12 protein-coding genes and 3 pseudogenes are annotated in these 16911 nt (G+C 35.2%); 1 reads left to right on the forward strand and 14 read right to left on the reverse strand.

Annotation, left to right across the window (positions count from 1 at the left end; all coding sequences use genetic code 11):
• Positions 1-5: 5 nt before the first annotated feature.
• The 3 genes and pseudogenes from ACJ5H0_RS07770 to ACJ5H0_RS07780 form a co-directional block, all read right to left on the reverse strand.
• Positions 6-293: a hypothetical protein gene (locus ACJ5H0_RS07770; protein WP_411248621.1), complete on the reverse strand. Its 288-nt coding sequence runs from the start codon at positions 291-293 to the stop codon at positions 6-8.
• Positions 293-2905 carry a SusC/RagA family TonB-linked outer membrane protein gene (locus tag ACJ5H0_RS07775; protein ID WP_411248623.1) on the reverse strand — a complete coding sequence of 871 codons (2613 nt, stop codon included), beginning with the start codon at positions 2903-2905 and terminating at the stop codon, positions 293-295. The genes ACJ5H0_RS07770 and ACJ5H0_RS07775 overlap by 1 nt, the downstream gene beginning before the upstream one ends.
• Before the next feature lie 427 nt (positions 2906-3332).
• Positions 3333-4662, reverse strand: a pseudogene (locus tag ACJ5H0_RS07780) (hydroxymethylglutaryl-CoA synthase family protein).
• Positions 4663-4747: 85 nt separating this feature from the next.
• Between ACJ5H0_RS07780 and ACJ5H0_RS07785 the strand changes: the two are divergent.
• On the forward strand, positions 4748-5479 hold the full coding sequence (locus ACJ5H0_RS07785; protein WP_411248625.1) for a class I SAM-dependent methyltransferase: 732 nt from the start codon (positions 4748-4750) through the stop codon (positions 5477-5479).
• Positions 5480-5564: 85 nt separating this feature from the next.
• Here ACJ5H0_RS07785 and ACJ5H0_RS07790 read toward each other — a convergent pair.
• The 11 genes and pseudogenes from ACJ5H0_RS07790 to ACJ5H0_RS07840 all read right to left on the reverse strand — a co-directional run bounded on the left by ACJ5H0_RS07790 (position 5565) and on the right by ACJ5H0_RS07840 (position 16779).
• Positions 5565-8076 (reverse strand): annotated as a pseudogene (locus tag ACJ5H0_RS07790) (M1 family metallopeptidase).
• 2 nt (positions 8077-8078) lie between these two features.
• Positions 8079-8306 (reverse strand): hypothetical protein, encoded by a 228-nt coding sequence (locus ACJ5H0_RS07795; protein ID WP_172279749.1) that lies wholly within the window; start codon positions 8304-8306, stop codon positions 8079-8081.
• A 4-nt stretch (positions 8307-8310) separates the two neighbouring features.
• Positions 8311-9630 (reverse strand): serine hydrolase domain-containing protein, encoded by a 1320-nt coding sequence (locus ACJ5H0_RS07800; RefSeq protein WP_411248627.1) that lies wholly within the window; start codon positions 9628-9630, stop codon positions 8311-8313.
• A 58-nt stretch (positions 9631-9688) separates the two neighbouring features.
• Positions 9689-10606 carry a hypothetical protein gene (locus ACJ5H0_RS07805; protein WP_411248628.1) on the reverse strand — a complete coding sequence of 306 codons (918 nt, stop codon included), beginning with the start codon at positions 10604-10606 and terminating at the stop codon, positions 9689-9691.
• Positions 10606-11401 (reverse strand): annotated as a pseudogene (locus ACJ5H0_RS07810) (thymidylate synthase). The gene ACJ5H0_RS07805 and the pseudogene ACJ5H0_RS07810 overlap by 1 nt, the downstream one beginning before the upstream one ends.
• A 542-nt stretch (positions 11402-11943) precedes the next feature.
• Positions 11944-12207, reverse strand: coding sequence for a hypothetical protein (locus ACJ5H0_RS07815; RefSeq protein ID WP_411248630.1), 264 nt, complete (start codon positions 12205-12207; stop codon positions 11944-11946).
• Between the two features lie 3 nt (positions 12208-12210).
• Entirely contained in the window at positions 12211-12651 is a 441-nt protein-coding gene (locus tag ACJ5H0_RS07820; RefSeq protein ID WP_411248632.1) for a hypothetical protein, read from the reverse strand.
• A 123-nt stretch (positions 12652-12774) separates the two neighbouring features.
• Positions 12775-14121: an alpha-amylase family glycosyl hydrolase gene (locus ACJ5H0_RS07825; protein WP_411248634.1), complete on the reverse strand. Its 1347-nt coding sequence runs from the start codon at positions 14119-14121 to the stop codon at positions 12775-12777.
• A gap of 174 nt (positions 14122-14295) precedes the next feature.
• Entirely contained in the window at positions 14296-14892 is a 597-nt protein-coding gene (locus ACJ5H0_RS07830) for an IS1096 element passenger TnpR family protein (protein WP_172279762.1), read from the reverse strand.
• Positions 14893-15024: 132 nt separating this feature from the next.
• The gene (locus ACJ5H0_RS07835; RefSeq protein WP_411248638.1) at positions 15025-16056 is read right to left on the reverse strand and encodes a sensor histidine kinase; all 1032 of its coding nucleotides are present in this window, start codon (positions 16054-16056) and stop codon (positions 15025-15027) included.
• Between the two features lie 45 nt (positions 16057-16101).
• Positions 16102-16779 carry a response regulator gene (locus tag ACJ5H0_RS07840; protein ID WP_172279766.1) on the reverse strand — a complete coding sequence of 226 codons (678 nt, stop codon included), beginning with the start codon at positions 16777-16779 and terminating at the stop codon, positions 16102-16104.
• Positions 16780-16911: the final 132 nt, after the last annotated feature.

Raw genomic sequence — 16911 nt, forward strand, 5'->3', positions numbered from 1 at the left:
TAAAATTAAAGTGTAACATTTAGTCCTATTGAAAAAACTCTTTGTCTTGGAATTCCATTAAAATCCAGCCCATTCACCTGCATTTCAGGATCTGGTCCTGAATATTTTGTAATAATAAATGCATTTTGTGCCTGAATATAAAGTCTCATTTTCTGAATGTTAATCTTGTTTAAAAACTCTCGCTCTAAACTGTATCCCAAAGTGAGATTATCAAACTTAATAAAATCTCCTTTCTCTATAAATCGGCTATTTGAAACTGCCGGGCCATTAACCCCAGGATCATTACCCGCCATCAATCTTGGAGTCCATCCATCTCCTGGATTTTCCGGACTTTGCCATCTTCCAAGTATTTCTGTAGAGTGTTCACAAAGTTCTGGCTCAAGAGTTCTCTTCGGGTAATATTCATAATGTAATTACCTCCGCTAAACCTTACCAATGTTCCCAAATCAAAATTGTGATATTTTACAGATATATTGAAAGCACCGAAATATTTTGGAATGGTATTTCCTAATAATTGATTTTCCGGAGCACTTCCCGCCTGAGAAACATCACCTGGGTTATTCGGGTTAAATGTATTATACCTTCTCGTATTTAAATTGTATTGTACCAAAGACCCGTCTAGTTTGTAATAAACAGGGTTTCCATTGGCAGAATTGGTACCCCAGTATTTTATACCATATAATTGATTCATAGAATATCCTTCTCTATGAACTCTGTAGAAGCGATCCACATTGCTCCAGTCAGCATTTCCCGGGAAGATATCTGCTCCTTTGTATAATGTTGAAATGGTATTATTAATCAATGAAAGATTAGCTCCTATATTGACTTCAAAATTTTCCCTCTTGATAGGGGTATAATTCACTGAAAACTCCCATCCTTTATTTTTTGCAACTCCAATGTTTGAACTGTATTGATTATCTGGAACCCCTAAAGATGGATCTACAGGAACCTGTTGGATCATTTCATCAATATTATTCACAAAATAATCTACCGTTACTTTCAGCTTATTTTTAAAAAAACTCAAATCCATCCCATAATCCATCTTCTCACTTCGTTCCCACCTTAAAGTATTAATTCCCATTTGAGAATATCCTAATCCATTAGCGTCCCCATACCTAGCTGGTCCATACAATGACATATAAGGATAGTTTCCAATATTACTATTTCCAACTCTACCATAAGATGCCCTTAGCTTTAATTCGTTAACGTACATTCTCGCTTTTTCGAAAAAGCTTTCATTACTAACATTCCATCCTAATGAAGCTCCGGGAAAGTACCCAACCCTTCCTCCTCTAGGAAGAGATGACAGCTCGTCTCTTCTTATAACTCCCTGAAAGAAATACCTTTTCCCAAAGTCATAATTAAATCTTGCTAAATAGGATATTAAAGCAAACTCTGTCCTTCCCCCTCCAGAAAGAGGAGTTCCATAAGTTCCCGTCACTACATTGGTACTAAAATAAGAATCTCCTAAATCAGTTCCTCCTCCAAAAAACGTATTTTGATTTTCCTTTTGGTATTCGTTCACCAATGTAACCCCTACCTTATGATCTCCAAAGCTCTTGTTAAAGTTTAATATATTTTGGATATTATACCTTTCCAAGGTCGTATTGTTGTTTTGGATTCTTCCGTTACTCCCTCTTCCATCACCATGAAATGCATTCCAATACAATAAGCCTTCATTTTGAGAACGATCTATGCTCATCTGAAGCTTATAGGTTAGAAATGGTAAAATTTTCACTTCACCAAAAACATCTCCCAGTACTCTTAGCACTCTGGACTGTAATCTATTGGTATTCATTATATACACAATATTCGGAAGGTTATTGGCAACATATTCTGTATTTTCTCCTTTACCTGTAATAGTATTAGTCCCTACCACATCAATATTGTACCCGAATGGTCCTCCTTCTCTGTATATAGGAGTATTAGGCAATTGTCTTAACGAATTAGCCATTGCACCAGAAAGGGAATTCACTCCAGAATTAAGAGCATCATATTCTGTTCGCGTTACTCCAATATTTGCTCCTACTTTCAACCAATCATTTACCTCCTGATTGATGTTAAAACGAGCGGTAAATCGCTCCATTCCATTGCTTAAAATGATTCCGTCTTGCTTTGTATAGCCTACAGATCCAAAATACGAACCTTTGCCTAAGCCTCCCTGAAGAGAAATATTATGATCCGTTTGCGTTGCTGATCTCAACACAGCTCTTTGCCAGTCTGTATTGTATTGTGAACCAAAAGCCCAAGGTGATCTCCCCGCATTTGTCCTTTTCTCATTGGAGATTGTTAAAAATTCCGGTGTTTGAAGTAAATCAAATTGTTTTACGACTTGAGCAATTCCAGTATATGTATTGTAGTCTAGCTGAAACCTTCCCTTTTTTCCTTTTTTTGTAGTAATAATCATTACCCCGTTAGCAGCTCTAGAACCATAAATAGCTGCTGCAGCCCCATCTTTTAAAATCTCAATACTTTCTATATCTGCAGGGTTAATATCACCCAATGCATTACTTGGAGCATAACCTCCCGTATCTCCTGTAAAAATGGGCATTCCATCAACTACAACCAAAGGATAAGTTCCTGAGTTGAGAGAATTGATTCCCCGAATATTGATAGCAGGTGCTTGTCCTACCATCCCCGAGTTAGTGGTTACACTGACCCCTGCTGCCCTTCCGGCCAATTGAGACTCAAAACTGGCAGTAACTAAGCCCGCCATATCATCAGCTTTCACCTGAGATACTGCTGCCGTTACCTCACTCTTCTTTTGTGTTCCATATCCAACCATCACTACCTCTTCTATTTTTTGCTCTTTTGTGGCTGTATCTTTTAACACCTTTTGAGCATGTACAACTTGTCCCGTAAAAAATAAAACAGCAGTTGTTATCATGCATAATTTTACATTCATGTTCTTTTATTTAGTATTATGGCTGTAAATATGTTAATAAAAATTAACATTAACAAAATTAAAACACTGATAAACAGTGAATTACAAATAAAAAAAATCACTTTTGTCGCCAAAAAAAACTAATATTATAATCTTTAAACTCTTTATAAGCTTTATATTTTTTTTAACAAATTAATATTTAAGTAAAAAAAATAAACACCAATAAGACAAATAAAAACTTCACAACTATTAAGAAAGGAATCAAATAATATTAAATAAATAAACTTAAAATTTTAAAATATTAAATAAAATAAAGACTACTTTAGGTATATTAAAGTAATTTAACACCTATAACACCCCTTCTTTTTCACCAATTTATGCAGGTAACAAAAAAAACATCCCATAAAGAGATGTTTTTCATGAATCCGCTTTTTAATTTACTCCTATTTTATTTCTGATATGAATAGTATCTTGCTCCTTTTAGCAATGGATTTTCAAGCTCTATCGATTGCAATCCGAATCCTGCATAATTTTCATTAACAGATTGGTCCAGTTGCTTTCTGTGTAATTTTTCATACGTTTCAAAATTAACAGGTATCCTTTTCTTTAGGTTGTCAAATAAATTCCATTGAGAAACAACATTCTTCCAGTTTCCGGAAATCTTAGCGGCAAATACCTTGGATTTCGACCCACTTCCATAGCCTAAAAATCCTATTTCCTTGCCCTCTAATTCTTCATTTTCATTGTATGATATCTGTAATGCGGAAAGCAAAGCCATAAATATGGAAGCAGTATACATATTTCCTATTTCAGAAGATGCCCTTTGGGTTCTTTCTATTTTATTATTAATAAATTGCAGATATCCTTCAGATTTAGCCACTGTTTTTTGTTCTTCGGGGGTTTCGTAGCTCAATCCATTTTCCAGGCTATAAATCTCTGTGAACACCCTCTTTCCATGGAAGGCATAAGGCAGATGGAAAATCAGATATCTCCAGTCTTCATAAGGCTTATCCTTACCACTGATTTCTTTATAATGATCATAAGCTTCTCTGATTCGATCCTGATAACATTGGTTAGAATATTGTCCGTCAAAAACCGGCTCATCCGTAAAAACCTCTATCTTATCAGAAAAAGAGTCCGGAGCATCTTTCAGATCTTCTTTTTTGTAGTGACGTCGGGGTTTGAAAAAATCAAAAACACTTTCGGTTGCTACACCCCATTGATTCTCAATCTCCAAAAGGTTGGGTTGGGAAGAGACCAATAGGGCAACAGCTCCTCCTCCTTGTGTATATTCACCCGATGAAGCCAGCTCGTATTTTGCATAATCACTCGCTATGACAATTGCTTTTTTTTTCAGGGTTTACCCTCACAAAATCCAGTGAATTATGTAATGCATCGACAGCTCCTACACAAGCAAAGGTCATGTCCACAACATCACAATTTCTAAAACATCGTTCTCCATATTTTTCCTCTAGCACTTTTTCCACCATCTGCATAGCATAAGATGCTGTTGGTTTTGCGGCATCCAAAGCACTTTCAGTTCCAAGATAAATTCTTGCAATATCCTTAGGATTGATGTTATAGTCTTTTATCAGTTTAAGTAACGCTTCAGCAGCAAAAGTAGCTGCATCTTCATGGACATCAGGAAAGCCCATTTTATGTAAACCTAAGCCCTTTTCTAATTTCGCAGGATCAATTCCCCTTACCTCAGCTAAATCTTTAATTTCCAAATACAAAGAAGGCACATGATAGCTAGCTGCCTCTATTCCAAAAGTCATACAGTAAAATTATAAAAGGCAAATTTAGAAATTATTGATAACAACACCCCTAATTTTCAGATTAATATTATTACTTTGCATTCCGATGTACGCTATTGCAAAAAATATTGTAAAAAAAATACTGCCTCAAAAATTTCTTTTTGAAAACGAAATATTTTTCAGAAAAGCTTTGTATCCCCTTTACAAGGGAAAGGATCATGAATGCAATATCTGCCGTTCCAAACTTAAAGAGTTTGTAAGATTAGAAAACGGAAATCTATTATGTCCTGTTTGCGGAAGCTTACCAAGATCACGAAGGCTGTATAAAATCCTGACTGAAAATTATCTGAAAGAAGGATTTGCCATTCTAGATTTTTCGCCTTCAAGAGCGATCTTCCGTGCATTAAAACATAAAAAGGGCATTGATTATTTTCCAACAGATTATGAAAATGAATTTTTAGCAGATTATCATTTTGATATAACCAAAATCGATATTGAATCCGAAAAATTTGACCTTATTATATGCTATCACATTCTTGAGCATATTGAAAATGATGGTGCTGCAATGAAAGAATTATACAGGGTTTTAAAAACAGGTAAAACACTTTTAATTCAGACTCCGTTTAAAGAAGGTGACATCTACGAAAACCCTGAAGTTAAAACATCAGAAGAAAGACTTCAACACTTCGGCCAGAAAGACCATGTACGAATCTATTCCGTTAATGGATTGGTTCAGCGATTAAAAGATTCCGGATTTCAGGCAGAGATAAAAACTTATGAAAAGGATAGCTATTGGGGCTTTTCTGATCAGGAAACCATTATCTTCTGTACTAAATAGATAAAATTCGTGAAAACCAGGATATTTTTTCTGGTCCGGATAGAAAATATAAAAGGGCTGCTCATACTGAGCAGCCCTTATTTGATTATTTGTAATCCTCTATACTTTTATTCAAGGCATCGATTTGTTTATTAATGCTTGCAGCATTTTGTGGGTTTTGTTTTAAAAGTTCCATTTTTTTTACTAAGACCATCTTTCAACATTTGAGAGATCATCATTTTAGCCTGAGGATTCTGAGCGACCTGGCCTTTTGCCTGCGCCAGCAACTTGGTAATGCTTTGTGTTGCCGCAATATTGTCGGAGGTCATGATCCAATTGAAACCTTCTTCTGCAGATTTTCCTAATTCAGGATTCTGGAATTTAATGAATGGATAAAATGCCGCAATAGGAGCTATATTGGCCATTTGGGAGGAAACCTTATTCTTTACGACAATGGGTAATAATTGTGCCAGAAGCTCATCAGAAGCTCCTTTTAAATCGATTTTATCCGCTAATGTACTGGCCTTGGAAGGATCAACAGTAAGTATAGCTGACAGGGAATTACCGCGTACAGAATTAGAAACAGCCCCCACTCCTTTTTCAAAGACCGGAAGATACTTTTTATCTTTTGTTTTTGCTAAAGCAGCAACCGCAGCACCCTGAACTAATGTTTTAGGGTCATTTGTTGCTAGTTTTTCAACGTCAGCAGCCAAAGCTTTTGCTTGCTCAGGGTTCGAAAGATCCATCAGTTCCAAGGCTTTCATTCTTACTCTGAAATAAGGGTCTTTCAAAGCAGCAGACAATAATTTTGTAGCTGCAGGGTTTTTACCAACCTGATCTTTAATGGCTTTTAGCGCTGTATATCTGCTCTTAAACTCTTTGGACCCATTGAATTGTATCAGATTCTGTTCAGGAGTTTTTGTTTCCGTAATTTCTGAAACTAATATTCCGTCAGCATTGATATTAAGCAGATCCGGAGTTTTTGAAACATCAAAATTAAATGTATTCTTTGCTTCAGCATTTACCCACACATTATATCTTTTCGGTTTTCCGTTTTCATAAACATCTATTGCCAATGGAAACTGAAAAGGCTGTTCCTGGCTTTGACTGATCACCAGGCTGATCTGTTTTTTAACAGGTTCAAAAGTATAAGAATAACTCAATTTGGGATGCCCGCTGCCAAAATACCATTGATTGAAGAACCAATTCAGATCCTTTCCGGAAACCTTTTCAAAAGAAAGTCGTAGCTGATGAGCCTCTCCGTTTTTGTATTCATTCGTTTTCAGATAATCATTCATTCCGGCAAAGAATGCGTCGTCCCCAAGATAGTTCCTCAACATATGAAGGATGCCACCCCCTTTCTGATAAGTTACCAAATCAAAAACATCTTCACGGGAATCATAATTAAAACGAACCAGGTTTTTATTAAAATCAGCCGGATTATGAATGTACATATTCACATCGCTCATCTGATGATAGTCCGCCTGATCTTTACCATATTTATATTCGTTCCATAAGTATTCCGAATAATTGGCAAATGATTCATTTACGGTAAGATTACTCCAGCTTTCCGCAGTTACAAGATCCCCAAACCAGTGGTGGAATAATTCGTGAGCAATTGTATCTTCCCATTTATTTTCGTCAATTAATTGTCCCGGTTTCTGTAAAATATCACTTCCATGCAGTGTTGCTGTCGTATTTTCCATAGCCCCACTTACATAATCCCTTCCGGATATCTGTGCATATTTTGCCCAAGGATAATCGTAACCCATTTTCTTTGAGAAAAATTCGATCATTTCAGGAGTGTTTCCATAGATCTGCTTTGCATAAGGTTCATATTCTTTTTCAATATAATAATCCACCGGAATATTCTTCCATTTATCTTTCACGATCGCATAATCCCCCACTCCCATAAAAAACAGATAAGTTGAATGTCTTTTATCCATGACCCAATGATCTGTCCTCAGTCCATTCGCTTCTTTCTGGGAATCTTTTAATAATCCATTAGAAAGAGTCACATATTTTTCAGGAACCGTCATATAAATTTCCTGCGTTGTCTTTTGATTCGGTTTATCAATGGTTGGAAACCAGGCAGAAGAAGATTCGGTTTCACCCTGTGTCCAGATTTGGGTTGGTTTATCCGGATCTTTGCCCTGAGCATTAATGAAATATAAACCTTTTGCATCATTGATGGCAGCACTTCCTTCTTGTTTCACTTCATTTGGGCGGGAAGTGTATTTGATGTACACTGTGTAATCCTGATCTTTCTGATATGTTTTATCCAAAGTAATGGTTAACACATCGTCTTTATATTCATACTTTAAAGGAGATTTCTTACCATTGTTATCTAAAGCAACTTCATGGATCAGCATACTTTTCGCATCAAGAACCAGCTGATTGGTAGGATAAAAATACGGTGAAGCGGTAAGCAACTCCTCTCCGTTCATCTGTTCTTTCTGGTAGTCAAAATTGACTTTAAGTTTGGTATGCTTTAGTTCTGTTACTTTAGTGTGTGTGGCCCTGTAGACTTTTTCTCTCCCTGAAGTTTCAGTTTGTGCTGATACGTTTGCAGAAAAGAAAATCGCTAGTACCGCAATCGATAAAATGGCTTTTTTCATTATTACTTAGAATTATTTTTAGTTAAAATCTCAAAAATGTCATTGACTAATGTTTCATAATCACCTTTTTTAAGTTGTTCCTTTGTTTTTGCAAAAGCTTTCTTCAACTCGCTTTCAGGATTTTCTTCATCAATAATTTCAGCAGAATTCACTCCTTTTAATTGGAGAATGGCATTCCGTAGCATTTCGAGATCTGCTTTTTGATCCGTATTTATTTTTATATATTTCATTATATTATTCTTTAATAAATTTCACTTTATTACCTCCCTGCAAAATTAGAAGCTGCCTTTTTGTAACATCAAAATCAATAACAATTCCCGCAGCATCAAACTTAAAACTTGTTTGAGAAGTTGCTTCTAAAGGAAAAGCACCCTGTCCCGTTGCCTGGGCCATTAATACTTTTTCTTTAATGAAAATGGTAATTTTCATCGGCATTTGTGCCGTCGCGTATGTTCCGGTAAATTTTTGAAGCTCACTTTCCGGAAGATTCACTACATTAAAATTCGGAATTTCAAAGCTTTTTCCATAAGCTGCACTTAAAGCGGTGATCGAAATATTATTATTGTCAAAATTACTTTGATTACTGATCATAGCAAAAGTTTTCTCGCCATCAGGGAAGTAATACAATATAGAGGTAAAATGATCTATTCCTCCGTTATGCCCAAAACCTGTTTTTCCCATAAAAGGAACTTCAGCCAGGCCAAAACCATAATGGTCTTTAAAATTACGCATTTTATCTAAACTTTCTCTGGAAATCAATTTTCCTGAAGCCAGTGCATTTATAAAAATAATCAATTCTGAAGGGGTAGAAACCAAATTTCCTGCGCCCAAGGGAACAGACATATCTGTTTCGGCACTTCTTACATAATTCCCATTTTCATAAGTGTACGAATGGGCCATATTTTCTAAAGATTCTATCTTTCCTCCTGCTTTTGTATATTTTAGTTGTAAAGGTTTTGCTATAAACTCTTCAATAAGCTTTGCGTAAGACTTTTTATAAACTTTTTCCAGAATAAAACCCAGCAAAGAATAATTCGAGTTGCTGTAACTGAATTGAACACCAGGTTCAAAATCTGAGCCTGCCTCTTGAATAATATCGATAAGCTTTTCCTTGGAAACAGGTTGTAAATAGTAGGATGCATACAAGGCATCATCAGTGAAATTATGAATCCCGCTTCTATGATTTAAAAGATTTTCTACTTTGATCTTCTCAGCGTTCTTTATTTGAGGAAAGAATTGACTTAATGAAGTGTCCAGTGTTAGCTTTTTATCTTCTACCGCCTTCATGATCAAAACGGCTGTAAAAGTCTTTGTTATGGAACCTATCCTGTAAACCGTATTAAGATCTGCTTTTTTCTTAGCTTCAACATCAGAAAATCCAATCGCATTGGAATAAATTATTTTTCCGTGATCTGCAATGGCAAAACTTCCCATCACCTTGTGCTCGCTATCCAGGGCTTTAAAATAATTGTCCAGTTTTTCCTTATCAATATTCTGGGCAAAACTGAAACTGAAAACTCCGATGGAAACGCAAAGAAATATCTTTTTTAACATACTAATGACATTTCATAATAGGTCATGAAACAAAAGAATTTGTTACATATTACTTCCTTTATCGAACCGGATATTCATCATAAAAAATATCGTTCAATTCCAGTTGGTTTATGGTTTCAAAATCATTTCTGAAAAGAGTATCTTTTTTAAGATAATTGAGAATAAATTCTTTGTTTCTAGCATTTCTAAATGATAGTAATTCTTTTAAATATATTTTCTTTTGGACACCTATCAAAGTATCATTTTTAATCATCGAAATAAACTCTTTTTGCAACAATTCACTGTAATCTCCTTTATGCCAACGGCTAAGATAGGTAGCCGCAGAAATTTTATGATCCTTGAAAGCTAAAGTTTCAATACGTTTCCGATAGCTTTTGGGGTAAATTTTATATCTAAACACTTCCTGTAAAAGGCTTTCTGGTGAGTTTACATTAAAAACAATAATGCTATCAAGCTTTTTTAATAACTGATCAGATTGTCTATTCTTACCAGGTAGTGAGTAAAGATATTTTTGATACAAAGGTTCAGCAGGGTTTAGATCTCCTACCAGACAACCATTCTCTGTATGAATTGTGGTTTTTAAATTTAAGAAATTTGAAAATATCTTATCAATCTTCTCTGGTCTTCTTTCCAAAAGTCCTACGGATGCATAAACAGCTACTGTTTTGTTTCTATTATTTATGAGTGATAGAAGCTCATCTTCTGAAGCCAGCTGAACTAACTTTTTGAAATTCTCTGCATTACCTGGTTTCTCCATTCCATTTCCTAGCACATCAGTTTGATAAGTATTTATACTGGAAATGCGTTTCACAATGTTTCTTAAATGTTGAGGAACTCGCAACGTATCAACAATAGCATCTTTAGAACTATACCAAGTATCTATCAAAAGATCGGAATAAACAGGCTCTTTCTCTTTCTTACAACTAAAAAGAAAAACCGTAGAAATAATGATAATAAAAATCTTAGAAACGGACATTAAATCGCCACAGGTGCCTTAATTCCAGGATGTGGATCATAATTCTCCAATGTAAAATCTTCAAAATTGAAATCGAAAATATCCTTGATTTCAGGATTTAATTTCATTGTCGGAAGGGGTCTTGGGTCTCTCGAAAGTTGTCTTTGAACCTGTTCGAAATGATTATTATAAATGTGGACATCTCCAAAACTGTGGACGTAATCTCCCACTTCAAGATCGCATACCTGAGCCACCATCATTAACAACAGGGCATAGCTTGCAATATTAAAAGGAACCCCAAGGAATACATCAGCACTTCTCTGATATAGTTGTAAAGACAATTTCCCGTCAGCAACGTAAAATTGAAATAATGCATGGCAAGGTGCTAATGCCATATTAGGAATTTCCGCTACGTTCCACGCAGAAACGATCAATCTTCTGGAATCAGGATTTTTTTTTGATCTGATCGATCACTTCTGAGATCTGATCAACCACTTTATTATCGGCACCTCTCCAGCTTCTCCACTGCGCTCCGTAAACAGGACCTAAGTCTCCGTTTTCATCCGCCCATTCATCCCAGATGCTCACTCCGTTATCCTTTAAATACTGGATATTGGTGTCTCCTTTTAAGAACCAAAGCAATTCATAAATTATAGATTTCAAATGCACTTTCTTGGTGGTTACCAAGGGAAAACCTTTTGACAAATCATATCTCAGCTGATATCCGAAAACGCTTCTTGTTCCGGTTCCTGTTCTATCAGTTTTATCTGTTCCGTTATCCAGAATATGCTGTAAAAGGTCTAAGTAGTTTTGCATTGTGAAAGTTTAATTATTGTGCTTTTAGTAAATTCTAACAGATGTCAAAGTTAATAAAAAAACAGTTGTGAATTTATTTTTCACACTGTTTAACTTTTATTTTTATCCGGCTTACGATTCCCAGATCTCATGACAGGAACTCAATTTTCAGCCATTCAATAAGTAATTAACGTATAACTACCGCAACATCCTTTGTGTTTCCCTCTACTGATTTGATTTTTCCAAATTTTTTCTTTTCCATTATGGTATCATTCCAATAATCCAGAGTGACATTTCCAAATTTTATAAGTTTTTTATACTTACTCTGATCTATAGTTTCTTTTCCACCAAAGTCTATTGATATATCTCCAATCGACTTTAATTTTCCAAACTTACTATCATCTATAATATCATGATCCCAATAATCTATAGACAGATTTCCTATCTTTTTTACCTTTCCGTTCTTTTCCTGATCAAAACGATCCCAGTAATCTATAGCAATATCTCCAATATTTTTTACTTTGCCATCTTTATCTATATCAAACTGATCATAATAGTCAACTTTAGAATTTCCTATTTTTTTTTATTTTTCCCATTTTCTCCCGGTCGAAATATTGATCATCATAATAGTCGATATTCCCATTTGAAATGGAGTTAAATCCTGCAATTGATCCGTCATTATTAATGGTAATAATTATATCCCCCATTGTAATATCCACAGATATGAGATCGTAGGATTTCCCAGAAATATTAGCTCTTACCTGAGCCAGCAATAAAGAATTTGATATCAGGAATAAAAAGACGAACAGAATGTATTTTAGTTTCATAGCTTACCAGATATTTTCAATCGTTTGATGAACATTATTGATCTCAAACTTCTCTGCTATTTTCTTGCCAAACATTGCTTTTACTAATGGAGATTCAGCAGAAACGGTCATGATCTTCTGATTTTCAAAGGTAATTTCTCCAATTGAAACCGAAACATAAAACAATCCCTTATTCGTTTTTATTAATGCTCCATTTTGTACTTTAAAAGATGGTTCCGGGACTATTTTTTGAATCAGAGCCTGTTGATTAAACACTTCATTGAGCTGCCTTTGAAGATGATTAATTTCCTGTTGCAACATCTCACGGCCAGTTTCATATTTATCTCCCATGGAGCTTTTAGTATCATTATTTGAAGCGCGGGTTTCCGCAATCAGTAATTCAAATTTTTGTACTCTTTCTGAAAGTTTTTCCTTAATAATATATAGTAGTCCTTCTTTATTCATATCATTTAAATGCCGTTATCCGAATTAAAAAGCGGGCCTTGGCCCGCCTCTGTAAGTATAATTTTTTTAAATATAATAAAAATGTTCTTAGATTTTAAGCCAGAATCTAAGAGGCTCTGGTCTTCATTTTTCAAAAACCACATAATCAGAAACTTTAAAATTAAAATCTTTCCCTGTGGTAAAATCCCTTTTTGTACCATCAAAAACATTTCGGAAAGCTCCGGACAGATTTTCATCTTGGATGCTGAAACTTACATCTTCTTTAGACATATTCAATACAACAAGAACTTCATCTTTACCATTTTTCCTGACATACGCTAAAATTTTGTCATTGGCCGTTGTATTTAAAAGATAAGTTGTTACATGAGTGTCTCCCCCTCTTAATGCCGGATTTGAAGATTTCAAAGCCAGTAAGGTCTTATAAAAATCTGCCACCTGATAATTGGCAGTCCACTCAATAGGATCTTTTTCAAAGAATTCCAATCGTTTCATATTAGGTAATTCCTGTCCGGAATATAACAACGGAACTCCATTCCAGGTCGCTGAAAAAACAGCCATAGGCTTTGTGATGACACCATACTTTTCATATTCTGTCCCGTTCCATGAGTTTTCATCATGATTGGTCGTGAACCATGCTCTCATTGAAGCATCTCCAATGTTGGAATATTTCAATAATAAATCTTTCAGATCTTGTAATGACAGGTTCTTTTTATAATAATCTTCAGATTTATGCATCCAGGTCCACGAGTAACTTGCGTCAAAAATTTTCCCGTATTCTGGATTCTCCAATTCGTCAAATTCGCCTAACCAGAAAAGAGGCTTTAGGGTCTCTACCTCAGGACGGGCCTGCTGCCAGAAATCAACCTCAACCCATGAAGCAAGATCGCACCTGAAACCATCAATATTAGTTTCTTTAACCCAGAACTTCATTGCATCAATCATTTCCTTACGCATCTCCTGATTCTTATAATCAAGTTCGATAATATCATCCATTCCCGATGCAATATGGAATTTTCCATCCGGATCTTTTAAATAAAATTCAGGATGTGTTTTTGTCCAGACATGGTCCCAACCGGTATGGTTCGCCACCCAGTCGATGATTACCTTAACTCCTAATCTGTGGGCTTCATTTACCATGTGCTTAAAATCATCAAGTGTCCCAAATTCAGGATTAACAGAAGTATAATCTGCAGCAGCATATGGACTTCCCAGGCTTCCTTTTTTATTTTGCTGAGCAATCGGCGTAACCGGCATAAACCAAAGAACTTTTATTCCCATAGACTTTAAACGGGGCATCTCTTTTTCAAAAGCTCTAAAAGTCCCTTCTTGTGTATATTGCCTTACATTGACTTCATAAATATTTGCAGAGTGTTTCCAATCTTTAGATAAATCCATAGTCTTATTTGTATTTTGTACAGCACAGGAAACAATTCCCAAGCCAATAATTGCCAAAAAAATTAATTTTTTCATTAATTCCGGTTTTAACAAAAGTAAGGATTGTTTTATGATTAAAAGAGGAAAGATAGAACGGAAAAGGGCTAAAAGCAAATTTACTTCTAGCTTTTCGGCATTTCCGCCTGGCATAATTTACAAAAAAGCCCCGGACATCAATCCAGGGCTCTATATTTTTTATTGTGTTACCAATTATCTTTCGTCATCGTTGTCATCATCTTCATCGAATACATCGTCATTGTAGTCTTCTTCTTCCTCATCATCAAAACTGTCGTCTTCATCGGAAAAATTCCCTCCGCTTTCGAAATCGTCATCAAAATTAAATTCATCATCGATAAGAGGCATTGCAGATTTCTTTTTAGATCCACCCCCGTTTCCGCTCTTGCTTGGAGCTTTTAACGGAACGTTTCCAAATCTGTATACTGTTATAGGATAATTAACTCCTTTGGTTTCCTCGATTACTTCAATTAATTCACAGAAGAATTCCCAAAGATCCAGAAGTCCATATTGAAACTGAGCTTTATTTCCTACACTTGCAAAAGCTTCATCAATATAAACATCTGACATAATTTCCCCATCACCGTCATCACTCATATCTTCTAATGGAACACTTTTTACTATCGTACCATCTTCTTCCAATAAATTAAAAGTGGAAAGTTCATCTCCCTGCAAGCTGAACGCACTCTTAATTCCCAGATGTAAATTCCATAGTGTCTGTTTTCCCTTCACTTCGATATCACGGAAAATATCTTCTTTCGCATCTAATATTACGCGGATCTTGTAAACCATATCAGTCTTTAAATTACTTTTTGCCTTTATTTATTATGATAAATTTCTGTTGCAAATATATAATAAATGACATGTCACAAAAAAATATTTCAAGATTTTTTAAAATATTTTTTTTCCTTACATTTTGCCAGATTATTTACTTTTTTCAAGCATAAAACTGAATTTTGTACCTTCAAGGTACACGCTTTCAACTGTAATATTTTCTTTATGAGCTTCCAGAATATGCTTTACAATAGCCAAACCTAATCCGGAGCCTCCTTCTCTACGATTCCGGCTGGTTTCTACACGGTAAAACCGCTCAAATATCCTCGGAAGAATTTCTGACTTGATTCCCATACCGTTATCGATAACTTCAATTAAAACTTTATTCTTAAGGACGCTGGTTTTCACTACAACCTTTGCTTCCTGCCTGTTAGCATAGTGAATAGCATTAGAGATCAAATTGATAAAAACCTGTGAGATTTTTTGCTTATCAGCTTCCACAAAGATCTGGGGATGCAGTGTCTGAATTTGTAATGTAGTATTGTGCTTTTCTGCTTCAAGATCAAGCAGGTCAAAAACTTCTTTGATTAAGAGATTAACATCAAATCTCGAAACCGTAAGATTGATCTCTCCGGCCTCAAGCCTGTTGATCATATCCAGATCGGTAACAATAGCAATCAGTCTTTCTACGGATATATCTATTCTTTCAAGATATTTATCGCGAATGGTCAGGTTATCTACTCCCCCATCCCTCAACGTTTCTACATATCCCTGAATTGAAAACAATGGAGTCTTAAGCTCATGAGAAACATTTCCTATGTATTCTTTACGATAGCTTTCCATTTCCTTCATCATATCAATCTCAGAAACTTTTTGCTGATTGAGATCTGAAAATCGCTCTCCTAATTCTTTAATGGTAATATTCTCGTCATTGGTATTTACAATTTCCTGTGGCAGGAGCTGGGAAAGCCCACGAACCTGTTTTTTACCATAGTAATTGAACAGCAGCTCAAGAACGAGGTAGTTCACAATAAATATAACAACGAGACATACGATCAGCCCTATTTTAAAAAATGGTGTTTTATAATAAATATCCTTCAGCGAATCAAAGATGATCACCAATAGAAACATCACCAATGTGATAAGACATGATGCTACAAGAGTAAGCCTGTAAAATTTCAATTTTACAAATTTTTATGGTTATAAGGTAAAGGTAGGCTATTTCGATTAAACGATCAGTTTATACCCTATTCCTTTTAAAGTCTGAATGGTATTAATTCCTAATTTCTCTCTTAATCTTCTGATATGAACATCAATGGTTCTTTCTCCTACAATCACATCATTTCCCCAGACTTTCTCAAGAATTTCTTCTCTCTTGAAAACTTTTTCCGTATTGGAGGCTAAAAGATACAGCAGATCAAATTCTTTCTTAGGAAGTAAAAACTGCTGCCCGCTTTTAGAAACCCTGAAGTTATCTTTATCAATAATCAAGTCTCCAATTTCAATTAGCTTAGCATTGTCTGACACCTGAGATGTTAGCTGTAATAAGGCATTTACTTTAGAAATAAGGATTTTCGGTTTGATCAGCTTTACAATATAATCATTGGCTCCGGCCTGGAAACCTGCTAACTGAGAAAACTCTTCACTTCTTGCAGAAAGGAATACAATCAATGATTTTTGAAGTTCCTTTACCTTTCGAAGTTCCTGACAAGTTTCGATACCATCTTTTTCAGGCATCATTACGTCTAGTAAAATTAGATCCGGAACAATTTCTTTGGCTTTTTCTATCCCTTCGTTACCATTGGTAGCGGTATAAATGTCGTAGCCTTCCTTTTCTAAATTGTAAGACAGAATCTCTAAAATATCGAGTTCATCGTCTATTAAGAGTATTTTCTTTTGGTTCATTTTCAATTTTTACGTGTCAAAGTTAATAATTTTTGTACCATAGAATAACAAATCATCCATCGTTCATATAAAGTTAACAATTATATTGTTTTGTTAATGTTTAGTTAAGGAAAAATTAAATTTTAATAAACC

Source organism: Chryseobacterium proteolyticum (assembly GCF_046591535.1).
GTDB lineage: Bacteria > Bacteroidota > Bacteroidia > Flavobacteriales > Weeksellaceae > Chryseobacterium > Chryseobacterium proteolyticum.